Source organism: Aminobacter anthyllidis (assembly GCF_018555685.1).
GTDB lineage: Bacteria > Pseudomonadota > Alphaproteobacteria > Rhizobiales > Rhizobiaceae > Aminobacter > Aminobacter anthyllidis.
Genome location: NZ_JAFLWW010000001.1, coordinates 739,021 through 760,752, shown reverse-complemented (window position 1 = coordinate 760,752; position 21,732 = coordinate 739,021). Strand labels below are relative to the sequence as shown.

Annotated in this window: 19 protein-coding genes and 1 tRNA gene; 13 read left to right on the top strand and 7 right to left on the bottom strand. The window is 62.8% G+C overall.

Annotated elements, in window-relative coordinates; translation table 11 throughout:
- Window positions 1–264 precede the first annotated feature (264 nt).
- Window positions 265–1,038 carry a DeoR/GlpR family DNA-binding transcription regulator gene (locus tag J1C56_RS04005; protein ID WP_115731941.1) on the top strand — a complete coding sequence of 258 codons (774 nt, stop codon included), beginning with the start codon at window positions 265–267 and terminating at the stop codon, window positions 1,036–1,038.
- Between the two features lie 37 nt (window positions 1,039–1,075).
- Here J1C56_RS04005 and J1C56_RS04000 read toward each other — a convergent pair whose 3' ends face one another.
- Together J1C56_RS04000 and J1C56_RS03995 are read right to left on the bottom strand one after the other, a co-directional pair.
- Window positions 1,076–1,582, bottom strand: coding sequence for a BA14K family protein (locus J1C56_RS04000; protein ID WP_214386167.1), 507 nt, complete (start codon window positions 1,580–1,582; stop codon window positions 1,076–1,078).
- A gap of 127 nt (window positions 1,583–1,709) precedes the next feature.
- Window positions 1,710–1,785, bottom strand: a tRNA-Lys gene (locus tag J1C56_RS03995).
- A 270-nt stretch (window positions 1,786–2,055) separates the two neighbouring features.
- Here J1C56_RS03995 and J1C56_RS03990 point away from each other — a divergent pair.
- The 7 genes from J1C56_RS03990 to J1C56_RS03960 all read left to right on the top strand — a co-directional run bounded on the left by J1C56_RS03990 (window position 2,056) and on the right by J1C56_RS03960 (window position 8,336).
- On the top strand, window positions 2,056–2,394 hold the full coding sequence (locus J1C56_RS03990) for a hypothetical protein (protein WP_214386165.1): 339 nt from the start codon (window positions 2,056–2,058) through the stop codon (window positions 2,392–2,394).
- A gap of 226 nt (window positions 2,395–2,620) precedes the next feature.
- Window positions 2,621–3,367, top strand: coding sequence for a cytochrome c biogenesis CcdA family protein (locus tag J1C56_RS03985; protein WP_214386163.1), 747 nt, complete (start codon window positions 2,621–2,623; stop codon window positions 3,365–3,367).
- 99 nt (window positions 3,368–3,466) lie between these two features.
- A complete protein-coding gene (gene glmU, locus J1C56_RS03980; RefSeq protein WP_214386160.1) occupies window positions 3,467–4,834 on the top strand; it encodes a bifunctional UDP-N-acetylglucosamine diphosphorylase/glucosamine-1-phosphate N-acetyltransferase GlmU in 1,368 nt (455 codons plus the stop codon).
- A 138-nt stretch (window positions 4,835–4,972) separates the two neighbouring features.
- Window positions 4,973–6,796: a glutamine--fructose-6-phosphate transaminase (isomerizing) gene (gene glmS / locus J1C56_RS03975; protein ID WP_214386158.1), complete on the top strand. Its 1,824-nt coding sequence runs from the start codon at window positions 4,973–4,975 to the stop codon at window positions 6,794–6,796.
- Between the two features lie 101 nt (window positions 6,797–6,897).
- The gene (locus tag J1C56_RS03970) at window positions 6,898–7,179 is read left to right on the top strand and encodes a type II toxin-antitoxin system RelE/ParE family toxin (protein ID WP_214386157.1); all 282 of its coding nucleotides are present in this window, start codon (window positions 6,898–6,900) and stop codon (window positions 7,177–7,179) included.
- Between the two features lie 14 nt (window positions 7,180–7,193).
- Complete coding sequence (locus J1C56_RS03965; protein ID WP_214386156.1) at window positions 7,194–7,496, top strand: HigA family addiction module antitoxin; 303 nt, start codon at window positions 7,194–7,196, stop codon at window positions 7,494–7,496.
- An 84-nt stretch (window positions 7,497–7,580) separates the two neighbouring features.
- Window positions 7,581–8,336 (top strand): DUF502 domain-containing protein, encoded by a 756-nt coding sequence (locus J1C56_RS03960; RefSeq protein WP_214386155.1) that lies wholly within the window; start codon window positions 7,581–7,583, stop codon window positions 8,334–8,336.
- On the opposite strand, the gene recG is transcribed toward J1C56_RS03960, so the two are convergent.
- Window positions 8,288–10,396: an ATP-dependent DNA helicase RecG gene (gene recG, locus J1C56_RS03955; protein ID WP_214386154.1), complete on the bottom strand. Its 2,109-nt coding sequence runs from the start codon at window positions 10,394–10,396 to the stop codon at window positions 8,288–8,290. The two genes, J1C56_RS03960 and recG, sit on opposite strands and share 49 nt — an antisense overlap.
- A gap of 92 nt (window positions 10,397–10,488) precedes the next feature.
- On the opposite strand from recG, the gene J1C56_RS03950 reads away from it, so the two are divergent.
- Window positions 10,489–10,776 carry an FAD assembly factor SdhE gene (locus J1C56_RS03950; protein WP_214386152.1) on the top strand — a complete coding sequence of 96 codons (288 nt, stop codon included), beginning with the start codon at window positions 10,489–10,491 and terminating at the stop codon, window positions 10,774–10,776.
- Between the two features lie 8 nt (window positions 10,777–10,784).
- A complete protein-coding gene (gene mfd / locus J1C56_RS03945; protein ID WP_214386149.1) occupies window positions 10,785–14,285 on the top strand; it encodes a transcription-repair coupling factor in 3,501 nt (1,166 codons plus the stop codon).
- Between the two features lie 61 nt (window positions 14,286–14,346).
- On the opposite strand, the gene J1C56_RS03940 is transcribed toward mfd, so the two are convergent.
- Together J1C56_RS03940 and J1C56_RS03935 are read right to left on the bottom strand one after the other, a co-directional pair.
- Complete coding sequence (locus J1C56_RS03940) at window positions 14,347–15,024, bottom strand: DsbA family oxidoreductase (protein WP_214386147.1); 678 nt, start codon at window positions 15,022–15,024, stop codon at window positions 14,347–14,349.
- 29 nt (window positions 15,025–15,053) lie between these two features.
- Window positions 15,054–16,874, bottom strand: a complete 1,821-nt coding sequence (locus J1C56_RS03935; protein WP_420797356.1) for an extracellular solute-binding protein — start codon at window positions 16,872–16,874, stop codon at window positions 15,054–15,056.
- A gap of 234 nt (window positions 16,875–17,108) precedes the next feature.
- On the opposite strand from J1C56_RS03935, the gene J1C56_RS03930 reads away from it, so the two are divergent.
- The gene (locus tag J1C56_RS03930; RefSeq protein ID WP_214386683.1) at window positions 17,109–17,735 is read left to right on the top strand and encodes an invasion associated locus B family protein; all 627 of its coding nucleotides are present in this window, start codon (window positions 17,109–17,111) and stop codon (window positions 17,733–17,735) included.
- 72 nt (window positions 17,736–17,807) lie between these two features.
- On the opposite strand, the gene hspQ is transcribed toward J1C56_RS03930, so the two are convergent.
- A complete protein-coding gene (gene hspQ / locus J1C56_RS03925) occupies window positions 17,808–18,131 on the bottom strand; it encodes a heat shock protein HspQ (RefSeq protein ID WP_214386145.1) in 324 nt (107 codons plus the stop codon).
- A 267-nt stretch (window positions 18,132–18,398) separates the two neighbouring features.
- On the opposite strand from hspQ, the gene J1C56_RS03920 reads away from it, so the two are divergent.
- A complete protein-coding gene (locus J1C56_RS03920) occupies window positions 18,399–19,361 on the top strand; it encodes an AEC family transporter (protein WP_214386143.1) in 963 nt (320 codons plus the stop codon).
- Window positions 19,362–19,364: 3 nt separating this feature from the next.
- On the opposite strand, the gene J1C56_RS03915 is transcribed toward J1C56_RS03920, so the two are convergent.
- The gene (locus J1C56_RS03915; RefSeq protein ID WP_214386681.1) at window positions 19,365–20,594 is read right to left on the bottom strand and encodes a UbiH/UbiF family hydroxylase; all 1,230 of its coding nucleotides are present in this window, start codon (window positions 20,592–20,594) and stop codon (window positions 19,365–19,367) included.
- A gap of 397 nt (window positions 20,595–20,991) precedes the next feature.
- Here J1C56_RS03915 and pcsA point away from each other — a divergent pair, with 397 nt between their 5' ends.
- Entirely contained in the window at window positions 20,992–21,732 is a 741-nt protein-coding gene (gene pcsA / locus J1C56_RS03910) for a phosphatidylcholine synthase (RefSeq protein ID WP_338001396.1), read from the top strand.

Here is a 21,732-nt window from a genome sequence, read left to right as displayed (position 1 = left end):
AGATAAGATACATCGAAGCCAGGCCGCCGGATTGGAACTCCAGTCCGACATCGCAGCCATGGTGACTGCCAGAGGGGCCCGGCCTGGGTGGCAGGTTCGTAGTCGATCGCTGTGCGGATTTCAAGGTCTTATGCGCGCGAAGCTTTCTGGCTGCCGCATCGGTCGTCATGAAAGCATTCGGCTTCGATCCGGGTTTCGAAGTGCCTTTTCACTGCTTTCGTCTTGGCCTATCGTCGGTCAAAACGAACCTCGGGGAATGCCCAGATGTACCTGTCGCCGCGCCAGTCCGAAATCATCCAACTCGCCAAGGACAACGGGCGCGTGCTGGTCGACGATCTGGCGACGCATTTCCAGGTCACGCCGCAGACGATTCGCAAGGACCTCAACGACCTGTGCGACCAGCGCCTGCTCAGCCGCATCCATGGCGGCGCGCTGTTTCCCTCAGGCATCGAGAACCTGGAATACGAGGCACGGCGCAAGATCGCGGCCGACGAGAAGGATGCTATCGGCCAGGCGGCGGCCCGCCTCATCCCCGATAACGCCTCGCTGTTCGTCAATATCGGCACCACCACCGAGGCCGTCGGCAAGGCGCTGCTCGACCACAAAGGGCTGATGGTCATCACCAACAACATCAATGTTGCCAACAGAATGCGGGTATATCCTGACATGGAGGTGGTGATCGCGGGTGGCGTGGTGCGCGGTTCGGATGGTGGCATCGTCGGCGAGGCGGCCGTCGATTTCATCCGCCAGTTCAAGGTCGACTACGCAGTGATCGGCGCCTCGGCCATCGACCATGACGGCGCGCTTCTTGACTTCGACTTCCGCGAGGTGAAGGTGGCACAGGCGATCATCGCCAATGCGCGCCATGTCATCCTGGTGTCGGACCAGACCAAGTTCGAACGCACAGCGCCTGTGCGCATCGCCCACCTGTCGCAGATGGACACATTCATCACCGACCATTGCGACATTCCGAGCATCCGCAAGATCTGCGCGGAATCGGACGTGCAACTCGTCGAAACGAAAAGACCCGCGCCTTGATGAGCGCGGGCCCGATTGTGCTGCCGGCGTAGCCTAGTTAGTAAGGCGAGTAGCACTGCTGGCGCGGCCCGTTATAGGGCTGGAAGGTATTGTCGGACGCGCGATAGGACCGGTAGCGGTCATAGCACCACTGGACATGCGAATTGCCGTAGCGGCTCGGCTGGACGTAACGCGGCTGCGGCTGGTTGGCCAAGGCACCGCCGATGATCGCGCCGGCAATGAAGGCACCGGCGGGGAACCAGAAGTCGTTATGGCGGCGATAGCCGGGGCGGTAGTTGCGATAGCCGCGATGGCCATTGAAATAGACGGCATCACCACGATCCCGGTAGAAGCCGCTACGCGGCGCACGGAAATGGCTGGCGCTGTCGCTGCGGTTTAGCCGGCGCTTCTTCCAGTAGCCGTCATATTGCACCTGCTGGATCGCCGTGTCGGCCTGTGGAGCCTTTGGCATGTAGGCCGGCGCCGCCGTGGCCTCGATCACCGGCATCACAGCAAATGATGCCGCGATGGCCGTCGCCATCAAGCTTGAGATTACCTTGTTCATTGTCTTCTCCTCGTAGGACGGATCGTTCCTTCATGGGCATAACGGCGCGAGGCGCCAAATGTTCCTGAGCCTGGAACAGGTGATGGGCGGTGTTGCCAGTTCTATGACGAGATTGAACAAGATTTGTTGGTGGGCGGGATGGGACTCGAACCCATGACCATTCGATTAAAAGTCGAATGCTCTACCAACTGAGCTACCCGCCCGACCGTACATAGCTGCTCTACCGGCTGAGCTACGCGCTCCCGAAGGCCGCGTGGCGACCTCGAAATTCCGGCGGAACATAGGGAGAGTGCCCCGGCGGGTCAACCGGAAAAACGCTGTTGCAAACAGGCTGTTAAATGCGGGTCGCTGGACTGCCGGCGATGCGCATCCGGATGTCGTAATATTACCGGGCGGTGATATTGCTGGTGTCATAACCGACTGCTAGACAATGGTGCCCAATATCGGGCCGCCATCGTTTTGGAAATTGATAAATGCGTATGCTTTTGAAACTCGCCGTTGCTTCCGTCCTGGCAGTCTCCGTTCTTCCTGCCGTTGCCCAGGCAGAAGACCTTGTCTTTACCTTGAAGAATGGCACGACCTCGGTGCTGACGAATTTTTATGCCTCGCCGGTCGGCGTCGACAAGTGGGAAGACGACATCTTCGGCCGTGACACGCTGGGCGCCGGCGAAAGCATGCAGATCACCATCGCCGACGGACGCAGCGTCTGCGAATACGACATGCGCTTCGAGTTCGAGGAAGCTTCGGACCTCGACACGACCGAAGACAAGCAGAACCTCTGCGAACTCGGCGAATACACGATCCACGAGTAAGGTTGGCCACGAATAAGGTTGGCCACGAATAAGGCTGGCCATGCCCCGAGCAGGTCCGGCCCCGCTCGGGGCCGGCTTCCAATAGGTGGGCGTGCGCGGCGCATGAGTGCCGGAGATGAGGCGCTTCGGGCCGGCGACAACCGGCCCGGCTGCCACAAAATGGTGATTGGTACCTGATTGCCGCTGCCGCTATAGCGGCGCCTGTATTTCAGTGGAGCGGCACTAAATGGCATTGGACGTCGGTTATCTCAGCGCCCTGGGGGCAGGAGCCCTGTCTTTCCTGTCGCCATGCGTGCTGCCGCTGGTGCCGCCCTATCTCTGCTACATGGCTGGCGTTTCGGTCGACGATTTCAGGGCCGAGGGCGGGACGGCAACCGTTTCCCGCGCCCGCGGCGCGCTGCTGACGGCGTCCACCTGCTTCGTGCTTGGTTTTTCCACCGTCTTCGTGGCGTTGGGCGCGGGCGCCTCGACGATCGGGCAGTTGCTGCGGACGTGGCAGGAACCGCTGGCGATGGCGGCAGGCGTGCTGATCATCCTGATGGGGCTGAATTTCCTCGGCATATTGCGCATTCCGCTGCTGTCGCGCGAGGCGCGGTTCCAGTCGCAGGGCAAACCGGCGAGCAATCTTGCCGCCTATCTGATGGGGCTCGCCTTCGCCTTCGGCTGGACGCCTTGCATCGGGCCGGTGCTCGGGCCGATCCTGACTTTGGCCGGCGGACGCGAGACGGTGGGCGAGGGTGCAGCCCTGCTGGCCGTCTATTCGCTGGGCTTGGGCATTCCGTTCCTGATAGCGGCGCTGTTCTCAGGCGCGTTCATGCGCTTCCTGCAGAAGTTCCGCGTGCATCTGGGTAAGGTCGAAAAGGCGATCGGCGCGCTTCTGGTCGTTGCCGGCGTGCTGTTTTTGACCGGCGGCGTGCAGACCGCATCCTATTGGTTGCTCGAACGCTTTCCGGTGCTCGGCCAACTCGGCTGAACCTTCAAACCGTCGAAATCGGTGTGCATTGGAGGCGATTGCCAGCAATGCTAGAAAGGTGGCCGAATCCAGCCGCCTTCATCCAATCCGGACGACGCCATGACCTCGAGAACCTGCCTGTCGATCATCCTTGCCGCCGGCGAGGGCACGCGCATGAAAAGCAGCCAGGCCAAGGTCCTGCACAAGATCGCCAACCTGCCGATGGTGGCGCATGTCGCAAGGGCCGCAGAATCGGCGGGCGCAGAGGCCGTCGTATTGGTGGTCGGGCATGGCGGCGACGAGGTCACGAAGGCGGCGGAAGGTTTTGCGCCCAAGGCGGAAATCTTCGTCCAGAGCGAGCGTCTCGGCACCGCTCATGCGGTGCTGGCGGCGCGGAACGCGATTTCGTGCGGCCATGACGACATCCTTGTGATGTTCGGCGACACGCCGCTGGTTGAGGCCGATTCGCTTGAGTTGGCGCGGCAAAAGCTTGCCGAAGGTGCTGCCGTCGTGGTGATCGGCTTTCGGCCGCCAAACCCCGCCGGCTATGGCCGCCTGATCGAGAAGGCCGGCAGGCTCGTGGCCATACGCGAGGACAAGGACTGCAACGACGAGGAACGCAAAATCGGCTTCTGCAATGCCGGATTGATGGCGATTTCCGGCGCCCATGCACTCAAGCTGCTCGACCAGGTCGGAAACGCCAACGCCAAGGGTGAGTTCTACCTGACCGACATTGTCGAGATCGCCGACAGGGCCGGCCTGGCCGTGGTGGCGACCGAAGCAAGCTTCGAAAGCGTGCTCGGCATCAACAATCGCGCTGAACTGGCCGAAGCCGAGGCGATCTGGCAAAAGCGCCGCCGCCGCCAGGCCATGCTCGATGGCGCGACGCTGATTGCGCCGGAGACAGTCTACTTCTCGCACGACACGGAGATCGGTGCGGATGTTGTGGTCGAGCCGAATGTCTGGTTCGGCCCGGGCGTGAAGATAGCCGGTGGTGCCGTCATCCATGCGTTCAGCCATCTTGAAGGCGCCGATGTTGGGCCCCGTGCCGAGGTGGGGCCGTATGCCAGGCTGCGTCCGGGTGCCGAACTGCATGAGAAAGCCAAGGTCGGCAATTTCTGCGAGGTCAAGAAGGCGACGGTCGAAAAGGGGGCCAAGGTCAACCATCTGACCTATATCGGCGACGCGCGTGTCGGCGCCGGCGCCAACATCGGTGCCGGAACGGTCACCTGCAACTATGACGGCTATTCGAAATTCTTCACCGACATCGGCGAGGGCGCCTTCGTCGGCTCTAACTCATCGCTGGTCGCCCCGATCGTCATCGGTGCCGGCGCGTATGTTGCGTCGGGCAGCGTCATCACCGAGGAAGTGCCCGAAGATGCGCTGGCATTCGGCCGGGCGCGCCAGAAGACGCTCCCGGGCAAGGGCAAGGAACTGCGCGAGCGCTTTGCCTCCGCGGCTGCGGCAAAGAAGGCGGGAGGGAAGTAACCGCATTTCAATCCTGCCGTGCCATTGTGCACGGCCCGAAGGCTTGGATGGCTGATACGTAGCGAAACGGAATGTGACTTCCGCTTGATCGTTGCGCTGCTAAAAGGCCGACAGGGTTTTGAGGGATGGGGCTGGATCATGTGCGGAATTGTCGGAATTGTCGGCCGGACGCCGGTTGCGCCGCTGATCGTCGATGCGTTGAAGCGGCTCGAATATCGCGGTTATGATTCTGCAGGCGTCGCCACCATCGAGAATGGCGAACTGGCGCGCCGCCGCGCCGAAGGCAAGCTTGTCAATCTCGAGCGCCGGCTGAAGGATGAGCCGCTAGACGGCAACATCGGCATCGGCCACACGCGCTGGGCGACGCATGGCGTGCCCAACGAGACCAACGCGCATCCGCATTTTTCCAACGGCGTGGCGATCGTCCACAACGGCATCATTGAGAATTTCGCCGATCTGCGCGCAGAGCTTCAGGGCGACGGCTACGAGTTCACCTCGCAGACCGACACCGAGGTTGTGGCGCATCTGATCGCACGCGAACTGGCTGGTGGCACCAAGCCTGTCGACGCCGCATACGCGGCACTGAAGCGGCTCAATGGCGCGTTTGCGCTCGCCATCATGTTCAAGGGCGACGAGGATTTGATCGTCGGCGCCCGCAACGGTCCGCCCCTGGCCATTGGCCATGGCGACGGCGAAATGTTCCTGGGCTCGGACGCCATTGCGCTGGCGCCGTTCACCGACACAGTTACCTATCTCGAGGATGGCGACTGGGCGGTGGTGCGCCGCAACGAGTTCCAGATCTATGACATGGATCGCACGCCGGTTACGCGCCAGCGACGCCAGTCGGTCGGCTCGAGCTACCTCGTCGACAAGGGCAACCACCGCCATTTCATGGAAAAGGAAATCCATGAACAGCCCGAGGTGATCTCGCACACGCTGGCCCATTATCTCGATTTCACCCAAGGGACCTCGAAGCCGCTCGACCTGCCGTTCAGCTTCGCCGACATAGACCGCCTCGCGGTTTCGGCCTGCGGCACGGCCTATCTCGCCGGACTTGTCGGCAAATACTGGTTCGAGCGCCATGCGCGGCTGCCGGTCGACATCGATGTCGCTTCGGAGTTCCGCTACCGCGAAATGCCAATCTCGAAGAAAAGTGCTGCGTTCTTCGTGTCGCAGTCGGGCGAAACGGCCGACACGCTGGCGTCGCTGCGCTACTGCCGCAAGGCGGGCGTGCCGATCGGCTCAATCGTCAATGTGCGCGAATCGACGATGGCGCGCGAATCCGACGTCGTGATGCCAACGCTTGCCGGCCCCGAGATCGGCGTCGCCTCGACCAAGGCGTTCACCTGCCAGCTCTCGGTGCTGGCAGCACTCACCATACGTGCCGCCTCGCAGCGCGGCACGATCTCGGCTGACGAAGAGAGGGCGCTGGTGCGCAGCCTTTCGGAGACGCCGCGTTATGCCGCTCAGGTGCTCAAGCTCGACAAGCAGATCGAGAAGGTGGCGCGGGAACTCGCGTCCTACAAGCACGTGCTCTATCTCGGCCGCGACACCAATTTCCCGCTCGCCATGGAAGGCGCGCTCAAGCTCAAGGAAATCTCCTACATCCATGCCGAGGGTTATGCAGCGGGCGAGCTGAAGCACGGACCGATCGCGCTGATCGACGAGAACATGCCGGTCATCGTCATTGCGCCGCATGACCGTATTTTCGAGAAGACCGTGTCGAACATGCAGGAAGTGGCGGCGCGTGGCGGCAAGATCATCCTGATCACCGACCAGAAGGGGGCTGCTCAGGCGACGGTGAAGACGATGGAGACCATCGTGTTGCCCGACGTGCCGGAATTCATCGCGCCGATCATCTACGCGCTGCCGATCCAGATGCTGGCCTATTTCACCGCCGTGTTCATGGGCACCGACGTCGACCAGCCGCGCAACCTGGCGAAATCCGTGACGGTGGAATAAGGCCAAGAGATCGGCGCAGCGTAGCGCCTGTATCTACCAATGATACGTGTTCTTGCCTCCCCTTCTGTATCTGTATATGATACAGAATTCGGGGCTGGCATATGATCGTTTCGTTCAAAGGCAAGGCCGTCGAAGCGGTTGCTGCCGGCAAGGCGCCGAAAGGTTTTCCGCCGGATCTTGTCGCCCGAGGCGAACGACGTTTGCGTGCCGTGGCCAATGCCGTCGAGCTGAACGATCTTCGGTCGCCGCCGGGGAATCACCTGGAGGCACTCAAGGGCAACCGAGCCGGCCAGCATTCAATTCGAATCAACGACCAGTGGCGCATCTGCTTTCGATGGACTGCAGCCGGCGCAGAAGACGTCGAGATCGTCGACTACCACTGAGCATGGAGGCAGATATGACGCTGAAATTTGCACGCCCCGTCCATCCCGGTGAGTTCCTGCGCGAGGAATACCTGCTGCCGTTGGGCTTGAGCGCTGGCATGCTTGCCAAGAAGCTCAACCTGCCGCGCACACGTATCGAACGGATCGCCAAGGAAGAGATCGGGGTTACGCCCGATACTGCACTTCGCCTTGCCAGGTACTTCAACACCACGCCGGAGTTCTGGATGAATTTCCAGCAGGCTTATGAACTTGAGACCGAGGCGCGCAAACTGGCTCCGGAACTCGAAAAGATCCAGCCGATGGAAGCTGCAGCCTAAGCCCCTAGCCCCCTACGAAGATCGCTGTTCCAATGCGCGGCGCGCTTGACTAATGTTGCGCTGCAAACAATGCGGCGGTGAGCGATGTCGGACGGCCACAAGACCTCGGCGATGACTCGGTTGAGGAACTATTTCCTCACCGGCTTCATCGTCTGCGCGCCGCTGGCACTGACCATCTACATTGTCTGGTCTTTCATCGGCTGGGTCGATTCCTGGGTGAAGCCGTATATTCCAAGCAGCTACAATCCGGACAATTATCTTTCGATCAGGGTTCCCGGCTTCGGCCTGATCGTGGCGCTGGTTCTGATCACGCTGATTGGCTTCCTCACTGCCAATTTCATCGGCCGCGCCATTGTTGGCTTCGGCGAGCGGCTGATGAGCGGGATGCCGTTGGTGCGCGGCCTCTACAAGGCGCTGAAGCAGCTGTTCGAGACGGTGCTGTCGAACAAGAACGAGATGTTTCGCACCGTCGGCATGGTCGAGTACCCGCGCAAGGGGGTGTGGTCGCTGGTTTTTGTGGCCAACGAAAAGCAGACCGAGATCAACGAAAAGCTCGACAAGGAAGGCGATCCGCTGATCGCCGTCTTCATGCCATGCACGCCCAACCCGACGACCGGCTTTTTGATGTATGTGCCGAAATCCGACATCGTGGTGCTCGACATGAGCATCGAAGATGGTGCCAAGCTGATCGTATCGGCAGGACTCGTGGCACCCGAGGTCAAGACCAAGGCCGCGGCAAAGGGCATCGTCGTCGAGGGACCGATGGGCAATCCGCCGGTGGGCACCTTGCCTCAGCCGGCTCTCAGCAAGCGCACCGCCTCATCCCTGCCGAACACATAAAGCAGCAGCCGCAGCGCCTCGCCGCGTGGTGACACCAGTTCCGGATCGCGAGCCAGGATCAGCCGGGCGTCGTCGCGGGCGATTTCCAGGAGGTCGGCATGCGCCTCGATACGCGCGACCTGGAAGCCCGGTGTGCCGGACTGGCGCGTACCGAGAAGTTCGCCTTCACCGCGCAGCTTCAGGTCCTCCTCGGCGATGACGAAGCCGTCCTCGGTGTCGCGCATGACCGACAGGCGGCGCTTGGCGGTTTCGCCGAGCGGGTCCTTGTAGAGCAGCACGCAGGACGACGGCTTCGAGCCACGACCGACGCGACCGCGCAACTGGTGCAGCTGGGCGAGGCCGAAGCGCTCGGCATGCTCGATGACCATGATGGTGGCGTCTGGCACGTCGACGCCGACCTCGATGACGGTGGTGGCGATCAGCACGCGGGTTTCACCCGCCTTGAAAGCGCGCATCGCCTCGTCCTTGTCAGCACCCTTCATGCGGCCATGGACGATGCCGATCCTGTTGCCGAAGACAGGCTGAAGCGAGGCGAACCGGTCCTCGGCCGACATCAGCTTGACCTCTTCCGATTCCTCGACCAGCGGGCAGATCCAGTAGATCTTCTGGCCCTCGGCGACGGCATCCCTGACACGGCCGACCAGCTCGTCAATGCGCTCCAATGGGAGCGTGACGGTGCGGATCGGCTGGCGGCCAGCGGGTTTTTCGGTGAGGCGCGAGACGTCCATGTCGCCGAAGGCCGTCAGCACCAGCGTGCGCGGGATCGGCGTCGCTGTCATCACCAGCATGTCGGGCGCCTGGCCCTTGGCATTCATGGCGAGGCGCTGGTGGACGCCGAAGCGGTGCTGCTCGTCGATGACGGCAAGCGCGAGGTCGCGGAAGGCGACGGTTTCCTGAAACAGCGCATGCGTGCCTATGACGATGTCGATCTCGCCGCTTTCGAGCCCGGCCAGCGTCTGGGCGCGGTCGCGCCCCTTTTCGCGGCCGGTCAGCACCGCGACCTTGATACCGACACGTTCGGCGAGCGGCGCGATTGTCGCCATATGCTGGCGGGCGAGGATCTCGGTCGGCGCCATAAGTGCTGCCTGGCCGCCGGCCTCGACGGCGCGGGCCATGGCAAGCAGCGCGACGACCGTCTTGCCCGAGCCGACATCGCCCTGGAGCAGGCGCAACATGCGTTCGGGTTTCGCCAGGTCGGCGTCGATTTCCTCAAGTGCTGTCTGCTGTGAACCGGTCAGTTGGTAAGGCAGTGCCGCGCGGAGCGCATTCACAATACGCCCGTCGCCGGTTAGCGGGCGGCCGTGCAGTTTGCGCACCTTGGCACGGACCAGGGCCAGTGAAACCTGGCCGGCAAGCAGTTCGTCATAGGCGAGGCGGCGCCAGGCAGCATTCTCCGGCGAGGCGTCGATCGGATCGGCTGGGTTGTGGACACGCTGGAGCGCGGCAGTGAAGTCGGGAAAACTCTGCCGCCGCATCAGCTCAGCGTCGAGCCATTCGGGCAAGGCTGGCAGCCGCTCGAGCGACTGGCCGATGGCGCGGCGCAGCACCTTGCCCGACAGTCCTGCCGTCAGCGGATAGACCGGTTCGACCAGCGGCAGCTTGTCGGCTTCGCTGGCGAGCGCGATGTGGTCGGGATGGACCATCGAGGGGCGGCCGTTGAACCATTCCATGCGGCCGGAGACGATGACCTTCTCGCCCTCGGGCATCGCCTTTTCGAGATAGGCGGCGTGGGCATGGAAGAAGGTCAAGGCGATTTCGCCGGTGTCGTCATGCGCGAAGACGCGGTAGGGCACCGAGCGGTTGCCGCGCGGCGCTGGCTGGTGGCGATCAATGCGGACCTCCAGCGTGACGATGGCCCCTTCGGCTGACAGCGCGATGCCGGGCCGGTTGCGCCGGTCGATGACGCTGTTGGGCAGCACGAACATGAGGTCGCCGACGCGGGCGGCCCGGTCGCCGAGATCAGCAGGCACGACCTTCTCGATCAGCACGGCGACCTTCGGTCCGATGCCGGCGAGCGAGGTGATGGGCGAGAACAGGGGATCGAGAAGGGATGGACGCATGATGTCAGCTTATGCGCTGGAGCAGCCCGGGCAAAGGCTGACATGGCCGGCTATCCACGCTATATGCGCCTCGACACTAGAGGATTGCTGACATGACCGGATCGACACGCTCGAGCGAAGGGCTTGGTACGCGCAGGCGCAAGCTGCTGTTCCGCTCGTGGCATCGCGGCATGCGCGAGATGGACCTGATCCTCGGCAGCTTCGCCGACGCCAACATCGACAGGCTCAGCGACGACGAGCTCGACCATTACGAGGTACTGCTCGACATCACCGACAAGGAACTGCTGTCGTGGATCATCGGCGAGCATCCGGTGCCTGCAGCTGTCGACCATGACGTCTACCGCCAGATCGTGGCGTCGCGCGGCGCATTCACAGCCTGAGTGAAATCATGAGCCTTATCAAACCAATCGGCCTGCCCAAGGGTCGCGCCGGTCAGTTCATCGTCGATGGCGTCGCCGATGGCTACGAAGCCTTCGCGCTGGCGACCGCCGCTGCCGAGATGGCGCCCGACAGGCCGCTGCTGTTTGTCGCGCGCGACGGCCAGCGGCTGCCGCAGATCGTCGAGGCGCTGGCGTTTGTCGCGCCTGACATGCCGGTGCTCGAACTGCCGGCCTGGGACTGCCTTCCCTACGACCGCGTTTCGCCGGGGTCGGACGCGGCGGCACGCCGGCTCGATGCGCTGGCGGCGATGATCGCACTGCGCAAGGAGCCGCACCGGGCGATCGTGCTGACAACCGCCAACGCCCTGCTGCAGCGCGTGCCTCCTTCGGCGGCGATCGAAGCGCAGGAATTCCGTGCCAAGCCGGGCAACCAGGTCGAGATGAACGGGCTGGTGGCGCGGCTCGAGCGTGCCGGCTTCGAGCGCGTACCGACGGTGCGCGGCGTCGGCGAATTCGCGGTGCGCGGTGGCATCCTTGATCTCTTCGCGCCCGGTGCCGCGGACGCGCTGCGTCTCGACTTCTTCGGCGACACGCTGGAAACGATCCGCGCCTTCGACGTCGCCAGCCAGCGCACGACCGGCAGCCGCAATTCGGTGGTGCTGCAAGCGATGAGCGAAGTGGCGCTGACGCCGGAGACGATCAGCAAGTTCCGCCGCAGCTACATCGAAGCGTTTGGCGCGCCGTCGCCCGACGATGCGCTTTATGCCGCAGTCAGCGAGGGCCGGCGATTTGCCGGCATGGAGCACTGGCTGCCGCTCTACTATTCGCATCTTGAAACGATGTTCGACTATCTGCCCGACGCGCCCGTGGTGTTCGACCATCTGGCGCGCGAGGCGCTGGGCGAGCGCCACGCCCTGATCCTCGATCACTACGATTCCCGCCGCAAGCAGGGCGAAGGCAAGGGCCTCAAGGACGCGGTGCCCTACAAGCCGGTGGCGCCGGAGCAGATGTATCTGTCGCCCGAAGAGGTGATCACGGCACTCGCCGACCAGGTCAACGCGGAGCTTACGCCTTTCGACACGCCCTTTTCGAGCGGACGCAGGGTGCTGCATGCCGGCTCGCATGCAGGGCGCAGCTTTGCCGAGGAGCGCGCCGATCCCAACGCCAATGTCTTCGACGTGGTGGCCAGGCATATCGCCGACCAGCGCGCCGCCAAGCGGCGCGTCGTCGTTGCCGGCTGGACCGAAGGTTCGCTCGACCGGCTGACGCAGATTCTCGACGAGCACCATCTCGGCAACCTCAAGCGCGTGACGAGCCTTGCCGAGGTCGAAGCGCTGAAGCCGGGCGAGGCGGGTCTTGCCGTACTGCCGATCGAGGCCGGCTTCGAGTCGGGCGAACTGGTTTTCGTCGCCGAGCAGGACATTCTGGGCGATCGGCTGATCCGGCGTTCGAAGAAGCGCAAGCGCGCCGCTGATTTCATCGCCGAGGCCTCGGCACTGTCATCAGGTGACATCGTCGTGCACGCCGACCACGGCATCGGCCGATTTGTCGGGTTGAAGACCATCGAGGCGTTGGGCGCGCCGCACGACTGTCTCGAAATCCACTATGCCTCCGATGGCCGGCTGTTCCTGCCGGTCGAAAACATCGAGCTTCTGTCGCGCTACGGTTCGGATTCGGCAGAAGCCCAGCTCGACAGGCTTGGCGGCGGCGCCTGGCAGTCGCGCAAGGCCAAGCTCAAGCGACGCCTGCTCGAAATGGCGGGCCAGCTGATCAGGATCGCCGCCGAACGGCATATGCGCGAGGCGCCTGCGATGAACCCGCCGGACGGTGTCTATGGCGAGTTCGCGGCGCGTTTCCCCTATGAGGAGACCGACGACCAGCAGAGCGCCATCGATTCCGTGATGGAGGACCTTGGCTCCGGCAAGCCAATGGACCGCCTGATCTGCGGCGACGTCGGTTTCGGCAAGACGGAAGTGGCGCTGCGCGCGGCCTTCATCGCGGCCATGGAAGGTTTCCAGGTGGCTGTGGTGGTGCCGACGACGCTGTTGTCGCGTCAGCATTTCAAGACGTTCACGCAGCGCTTTGCCGGCCTGCCGGTCAAGGTGCGGCAGGCGTCGCGGCTTGTCGGCAACAAGGAACTGGCCGAGACCAAGCAAGGCATATCAGACGGTACCGTCGACATCGTCGTCGGCACGCATGCGCTGCTCGGTTCATCGATCTCGTTCAAGAATCTTGGGCTGCTGATCATCGACGAGGAGCAGCATTTCGGCGTCAAGCACAAGGAACGGCTCAAGGAACTGAAGAGCGACGTGCATGTGCTGACGCTGTCGGCGACGCCGATCCCGCGTACGCTGCAACTGGCGCTGACCGGTGTGCGCGAGCTGTCGCTGATCGCCACGCCGCCGGTCGACCGCATGGCGGTGCGCAGCTTCATCTCGCCCTACGACCCGCTGGTCATCCGCGAGACGCTGTTGCGCGAGCGCTACCGCGGCGGCCACAGCTTCTATGTCGTGCCGCGCATTGCAGACCTCGCGGAAGTGCAGCAATTCCTTCAGGAATCGGTGCCGGAACTGAAGGTTGCGATCGCCCACGGCCAGATGGCGGCGGGCCAGCTCGACGACATCATGAACGCCTTCTACGACGGCCAGTATGACGTGCTGCTGTCGACGACGATCGTCGAATCCGGCCTCGACATTCCGACCGCGAATACGCTGATCGTGCATCGCGCCGACATGTTCGGCCTCGCCCAGCTCTACCAGCTGCGCGGCCGCGTCGGCCGCTCCAAGGTGCGTGCCTATGCACTGTTCACGCTGCCGGCCAACCGCACGCTGACCACCACGGCCGACCGCAGGTTGAAGGTGCTGCAGTCGCTCGACACGCTCGGTGCGGGCTTCCAGCTGGCCAGCCACGACCTCGACATTCGCGGCGCCGGCAACCTACTGGGCGAGGAGCAGTCGGGCCAAATCAAGGAAGTCGGCTTCGAACTCTACCAGCAGATGCTTGAGGAGGCGGTGGCAGAGCTGCGCGGCAGCGGCGAAGCGCTCGACACCGGCTGGTCGCCGCTGATCGCGGTCGGCACGGCAGTGATGATCCCGGAAGCCTATGTGCCGGACCTGCAGCTCAGGCTGGCGCTCTACCGCCGTCTTGGCGATCTCGAAAACACCGAAGAGATCGACGGGTTCGGCGCCGAGCTCATCGACCGCTTCGGGCCACTGCCGGAAGAGGTCAAGCACCTGCTCAAGATCGTCTTCATCAAGGCTTTGTGCCGCAAGGCCAATGTCGAAAAGCTGGATGCGGGGCCGAAGGGCGTGGTGGTGCAGTTCCGCAAGCGCGAATTCGCCAATCCGGCCGGACTGGTGCGCTACATCGCCGAGCAGGGCTCGCTGGCCAAGATCAGGCCCGACCAGAGCGTGGTGTTCGCCCGCGACTGGCCGAACCCGGAGAAGCGGCTGGCTGGTTCGGCCGTCATCATGACACAATTGGCGAAGCTCGCCGAACAGGCAGCCTGACACAAAAATCCCTCACCGCCTGGCAGCGATGAGGGATTGACGTTTTCAGCAAATCAGAAGGTCAATTGAGCGTCGGTTCGCCGGCTGCCTTCTCGGTCGCGACCTGGCGGATGGCGTCGGCCAGCGTTGCCGCATCCTGGGCGCCCATGACAGCGTACTTGCCGTCGAGCAGGAAGCATGGCACGCCAGTAATACCCATGCGCGAGGCGGTGACGATCTCGTTGGTGACGTCGTCGCGGTCGGCGTCCGTGGCCAGCAGCGACTCGACAACAGCCGCATCCATGCCAGCCGCGCGCGCCGCCTCGACCAGCACGGAATGATCACCGATGTTCTTGCCCTGCTCGAAGTAGAGGCTGAACAGCGAACGCGCGAGCTTGTCCTGCACGCCGTATCCCGACGCTGCCGCCCAGCGGATGAGGCGGTGGGCGTCGAGCGTGTTGGGCGCAACAGTGATCGCATCGAAATCGAAGGCGATGCCCTCGACAGCACCGAGCGAAACCAGGTTGGCGTGGACCTGCTTCAGCCGGTTCTCGTCGCTGAATTTCGCCAGCATGTAGGCCTTGCGCTCCTTGCCCTCGGGCGGGATCGTCGGATCGAGCTGGAACGGCCGCCAATGCACCTCGGCCTTGATGTCAGGCAGGCTGGCAAGCGCGCTTTCCAGGCGCTTCATGCCAAGAAAACACCATGGGCAGACGACATCCGAGACGACGTCGATGGTGATCTGGTTCTGTTCAGTCATGGAAAAGTCCTTAGCTCAAGCAGTTCGATTTAACCGCCCTGACTCCACCAGACCGGCAATTGATAGCCAAATATGGGTGTTTTTTCCGGATGTTTTAGTCTCTTGGCAAATGCGATCCACTGCTCGGAATTGTGCTGGAACGGCACCATGTAGTTGCCGGAGATCAGCAGACGGTCGAGCGCGCGGACCGCAGCGACGAAGTCGTCCTTGTCCCGCGCCTTGAGCATGGCGTCGATCATGGCGTCGACGGCAGGGCTGGAGACGCCGGCGAGATTGAACGAACCCGGCTTCTGGGCGGCGGATGAGCCCCAGCGTCCGATCTGCTCGATGCCTGGCGACAAGGTGCCGGTGAAGCCGGTCACACCGATCAGGGCGTCGAATTCGAAGGCCTGCTTGCGCGACTGGATCTGGTCGGCCTCGAGCGCGCGAATGGTGACCGCAATGCCGAGCTTCTCCAGCGTGCGCTGGTAGATGGCGGCCAGCCGCTGCTCAGCCTCTGATGAGGTCAATATCTCGAAGGCGAAGGGCTTGCCTTGGGCATCGAGCATCTTGCCGCCCTGCAAGGTGTAGCCAGCGCTCTTGAACAGTTCGAAGGCCTGTTTCATCACCTTGCGGTCCTGGCCGGAGCCGTCGGTGACGGGTGGGCGCCAGGTGCCGTCCATGACGTCGGGGCGTACCGCATGTGGGAAGGGCGCCAGCAGCGCCTTTTCCTTGTCATTGGCCGGCACGCCAAAAGCGGAAAGCTCCGAGCCCTGCCAATAGCTGACGGTGCGCTCGTATTTGCCGGCGAAGAGGTTCCGGTTGGCCCATTCGAAGTCGTAAAGCATGCCGAGCGCCTGGCGGACCACCGGATTGGCGAATTGCGGCAGGCGGGTGTTGAACATGAAGCCGGTGACGACGGGCGGCAGGCCGCTCTTGAAGGTTTCGGCGACGACGTCGCCGTTCTTGAAGGCTGGAAAATCGAAGCCGCGTTCACGCTTGACCGGGTCGGCTTCGATGAAGGTGTCGCAAATGCCCTTCTTGAACGCCTCGAACTGGGCGGCGGCGTTGAGGAAGTACTCGATGGTGATCTGGTCGTAGTTGTCGAAGCCGCGCTTCGAGGGGATGTCGCGTGCCCAGTATTCGGGATTGCGCTTGAAAACGATGCGTTCGCCTGGCTTCACCTCTGACACCGTGTAGGGGCCGCTGCCGATGAGCGGCTTCAACGTGGTCTGGTCGAACGTTTCCTTGGAGAAAGCGTGCTTGGGCACGATCGGGGTCAGCCCGATGATCAGCGGGAATTCGCGGTCTGCCTTGTCATTGAAGGTGAAGCGGACGCTGTGGTCGCCGGTCTTTTCGATCTTCTCGATCTTGGCCATGCGGTCGGAGTAGGGCGGGCGGCCCTTTTCGGTGAAGACTTCATAAGTGAAGATCACGTCGTCAGGCGTGATTGCCTGTCCGTCCGACCATTTGGCGTCGGGGTCGAGGTTGAACTCGATCCACTTGCGCTCGGGGTCGATGTCGACCGACTTGGCGGTCAGGCCGTAGATGCTGAAGGCTTCGTCGGCGCTGCGCTGCATCAGCGATTCGAAGACCAGATTGCCGTAGATCGTGTCGATCATGCCGCGCGCGGTGGTGCGCAAGCTCTTGATGATGAAGGGGTTGAGGTTGTCGAAGCTGCCGATGACGCAATAGGTGATCTTGCCGCCCTTGGGGGCGTCGGGATTGGCGTAGGGAAAGCTCTTGAAATCGGCCGGCAATGCGGGTGTGCCATGCATGGAAAGGCCATGAACCGGCTCAGCCAAGGCCGCGCGCGGAGCGAGAAATGCGATGGCGGCGGTGGCAACCAGCAGCGAAAGAGTGCGTCTCACGACGATTCTCCACGAATTCGGGGAAGCTTTGATGATTCGAAGCGTAGCGCACGCGCATGTGGCCCGTCCATTGCCGGCTCAAGGCACAAGAAATGCAAGCAAACAGGCTGGATTCGCGGCCCGCAGCAGTGTAACACGCGCGGCGAAGTCATGCTGTTGCCTCATTTGCCCAACAGGTAGCGTCGACACACGGCTTGGGCCGGTCCCGGGATTGTTTGAGAGGAATTCATGAAGATGACGAGCCAGAAATTCGACGGTCTCCGCCTGTCGGCCTTGGCGGCTGGCGTTGCCGGTCTGCTGGCGTCGGGCCTTACGCCTGCGGCTGCACAGCAGCAGCAGGTGCCGCAGGGCTGGTTCAAGGCCTGTTCCAAGCAGGCTGACGTCGACATCTGCAACGTGCAGAATATCCTGACCGCTTCCAACGGCCAGCTGGTCACCGGCATCTCGATGATCGAGCTCAAGGGCAAGGTCAACCGCAAGGTGTTTCAGGTCACCGTGCCGAGCGGCCGCCTCATTCCTCCGGGAATCGGCCTGCAGGTCGATGGCGCCAAGGCGCAGAAGCTGGAATACGTGATCTGCTTCCCGGACCGTTGCGTTGCCGAGATCGCCCTGACCGACGCGCTCGTCGGTTCGTTCAAGAAGGGCACCGATCTCACGCTGACCTCGATCAACTTCCAGAACCAGCCGAACCCGATCAAGGTTTCGCTCGCAGGCTTCACAGGCGCCTTTGACGGCGAGCCGCTGAAGCAGTCGGATCTCGAAGATCGCCAGAAGAAGCTTCAGGAGTTCGTGTCGAAGAACAACGAGGACTTCGCCAAGAAGCTCAAGGAAGAGCAGGACAAGGCCAAGACGGCCAACTGATCGACCGACGAACATGAAATGAAAAAAGCGGGGTTCAGCCCCGCTTTTTTGTTGCGTATCAATATGTTGCGTTTAGTGGCTGCTGCGCGCCTTGGGGGCGTAGTGGCCATCTGGCGTCTTGTCGAAATACTCGCCCACCTGGGGATGCCGGACCGGCTCGCCGGAACTATCCTCGAGCAGGTTCTGCTCGGAGACGTAGGCGACATATTCGGTCTCCGAATTCTCCGCCAGCAGGTGGTAGAAAGGCTGGTCGCGCCTCGGGCGCACGGCAGCGGGAATCGCGTCGTACCACTCCTCGGTGTTGGCGAATTCGGGGTCGACATCGAAGATCACGCCCCGGAACGGGAAGACACGGTGGCGCACCACCTGTCCGATCGAGAACTTTGCCGTCTTCATGGATCACCTGCGCCGCGCGAGATCTGCCAAATCACACGCGCTTTCAATCGCTTAGGACGCGTCCGAGGTCGAAGTTACTCTCCGGCCCGGCCAATCGCGCCCTTCCAAGTTCCTATTTGGCGCAGCAAGGCAGGTATTTCAATGGCATAGCTGCTTGACTGCCGGTCAGGTGGCGCGATACCGGCTGGCTGAAGTGCTCCATCGCGCATCCGTCGCCGTCAGGCGGCGAACGCGTCTTTTCCAGCCCTGCCAAGCGGGAAAGTGCCGATGTCTGAGGTGATCGGTCTGGTCTTGCCCTTCTTCGGGCTGATCTTCATGGGTTTCGTCGTTGCCCGGATTACCAGGCAGCCGCTGGAGGCGCTTGGCTGGATGACGACGTTCATCGTCTATGTCGCGCTGCCGGCCCTGTTTTTCCAGCTGCTGGCCAAGACGCCGTTCGAGCGGCTGACCGAATGGGGCTACATATCAGGCGCGGTGTTCTCGACCTTCGTCATCTTCATGCTGATGTTTACGGCTTGCTGCATCAGGGCGCGTGGCGAGATTGCCGAATCGACGATCAAGGGGCTGGCCTCCGCCTATGGCAATATCGGCTACATGGGCCCCGGCCTGGCGCTGCTCGCCTTCGGCGAAGAGGCTGCTGTGCCGGTGGCGCTGATCTTCTGCTTCGAAAACATCATGCATTTCACCATCGCACCGATGATGATGGCGCTGGCCGGCGACGAGCCACGATCGCCGATGAACGTCGCAAGCGACGTGGTCAAGAAAATCGCCTTCCACCCGTTCATCATCGCAACCGCCGTCGGTGTGCTGGCGGCCTATGCGGAGTTCCGGCCACCGCTGCCGGTCGAGCGGTTTCTCGAATATCTGTCGCGCGCGGCTGCGCCTTGCGCCTTGTTTGCCATGGGCGTGACGCTGGCGCTCAGGCCATTGAAGCGCGTGCCGCATGAGATCGTGCCAATCGCCCTGCTCAAGCTGATCGTGCATCCGCTGCTGTGCTACGTCGTTTTGAGCTGGGTCGGCAATTTCTCGCCGGTCTGGCTGTTCTCGGCGGTGCTGCTGGCCGCACTGCCGACGGCGACAAACGTGTTCGTCATCGCCCAGCAATACGGCGTGTGGGTCGAGCGGGCATCGGCGAGCGTGCTTGTCACCACATGCGTGTCGGTGCTGACGGTGACCGGACTGCTCTACATGATCCAGCATGGCATATTGCCGCCGGATCTCTTTCCTTAGACGCTATTCGGTCGAGGCGTCGCGCACCTTGCGCGGCGAGCGCAAGCCGGATGCGATCGACGAAAAGCCGCTGCCTGGGCGCAAGCCCTCGCGCATGAAGAAGGCGCGGAGCGGCGAGAAGCCACCGAGGACATTCAGCCCAGCACTGCGGGCGAGCTGTGCCGGAAGCATGTCCGACAAAAGCGACCTGTTGAGCAGGTTGACCGCGCTGGTGCGGGCCAGAATGTCGGGGCGTCGCGCGGAATCGTAAGCGGCGAGCGCCTCCGCCGCGCCGGCATCGTTGCGGTGTTTCGATGCAATTTCAACGAGCTGGTCGACGTCCCTGATGCCGAGATTGAGCCCTTGCGCGCCAATCGGCGGGAACACGTGCGCGGCTTCGCCGACAAGGGCGACGCGGTTCTGGGCGAAACGCTGCGGCAAGGACGTCGACAGCGGGTAGATCTGGCGGCCGCCTTCGACCGTGACGCGTCCAAGCATCGACTGCATCTGCTGTTCGACGCGCAGCGACAGGGCAGCGTCATCGAGGTTGGCCAAGTCCTTCGCCGTTTCCGGCCTCAGCACCCAGACGAGGCTGGAGCGGCGGCCTGGCAGCGGCACCTGGGTGAACGGCCCGGTTTCGGTGTGGAACTCGGTCGAGGTGAAGGCGTGGTCGCGGCTGTGAGAAAAGTTCAGTACCAATGCGGCCTGCGGCAGCGCACGCGCTGACGCCGAGATGCCGGCAGCCTGGCGTGCCGGCGAGTTCCTGCCATCGGCGGCGACTGCCAATGGTGCTTCAACTGCAGTGCCGTCAGACAGCGAGGCAATCACGCTGCTGGGCTCGAAGGCCCAGCTGTCGACCATGGCGCGGCGCCATTCGATGCCCGCATGGGCCTCGACCGCCTTTTCGAGGACCGCGTTGAAGACGCGATTCTGGAAATTGAGGCCGAAATGTTCCTCGCCGATCTCGCCGGCGCGGAAGGTGACGATCGGACTGCGGATCAGCCGCGCCGTGCCGTCGATGATGCGCATCACCTTGAGGGGAGCGGCGTCAGGGGCAAGCGGATCGAGCACGCCGAGCCTGGCCAGGAATTTCAGCGCCGGCACCATCAGCGCGGTGGTGCGGCCATCATCGGCGCGCGCGGGCGGTCCGGCAAGCACGACGCCGAAGCCGGCCCCGGCAAAGGCAAGCGCGGATATCAGCCCGACCGGCCCCGTGCCTGCCACCAGAATGCGGTTTGTCGTGTCGACGCTCATCGGCCGCCCATGCTGTCCTGGTGCCATCCGCGCACCTCAGTTATCCTGGTATATTGCAGGCCTAAGCCATTGATCAACGCGGCGATTCATCCCATTCGGTCGCAATCGTTATTCCCGGTGCAATTTCAGCCGGCTTGAAGCGCTGCCGGCCGCCCGCGCCGAAGTGGAAGAAGCTGTGCTGGCACTGCAACCGGGCATTTTCGGATCGGCTTTCGGCTTGTCTGGAAAGCGGTGCTGCTATTAAGTGCCGGAATGGCGGGGGAGACTATCGGTGGCAAACAGGACTGCGCGATGACGGAAGAATTCGTGCGACCCGGCCACAGAAGATTTCTCGCGCATGCTTGGTGGTCATGTTCATCCATTCGGCTCGATGCTGGAAACGCGATTGGCGGGAACCGTGAAGCCTAAAAAAGTCACTTGGCCCCAGGCCCGCGCCTTTTCGGTGCATCTGCTCACCGCGTCGGGTTCGTTCCTGGCGTTCCTGTCGCTGGTTGCCGCAAGCGAAGAGCGCTGGACGGCGATGTTCGGGTGGCTGGGGCTGGCGCTTTTCGTCGACGGCATCGACGGGCCGATCGCGCGCAAGCTCGAGGTCAAGGAAATCCTGCCGACATGGTCGGGCGAACTGCTCGACAACATCATCGACTACGTCACTTACGTATTGATCCCGGCCTTCGCGCTCTACCAGAGCGGTTTCATGGGCGAGGGGCTGTCGTTCCTGTCTGGCGCGATCATCGTCGTGTCGAGCGCGATCTACTATGCCGACACTGGCATGAAGACCAAGGAGAACTTCTTCAAGGGGTTTCCGGTCGTCTGGAACATGGTGGTGTTCACGCTGTTCGTCATCGAGCCGGGACAATGGGTATCGTTCGCGGTGGTGGTGATCGCCGGCGTCCTGACCTTCGTGCCGATGAATTTCCTGCATCCGGTGCGTGTCGTCAGGCTGAGGAACATCAACCTTCCGATGACGCTGATCTGGTGCGCCTTTGGCGGGGTGGCGTTGTGGCAGCACATGGATGCCAGCGAATGGGTCAAGGTCGGCATTGCGGTAAGCGGCCTCTACCTGTTCTTCATCGGCGGCGTGATGCAGTTCTTCCCCAAGCTTGGCGCCAAGCCAGCAAGCGAGACAGAGAAAGACTGA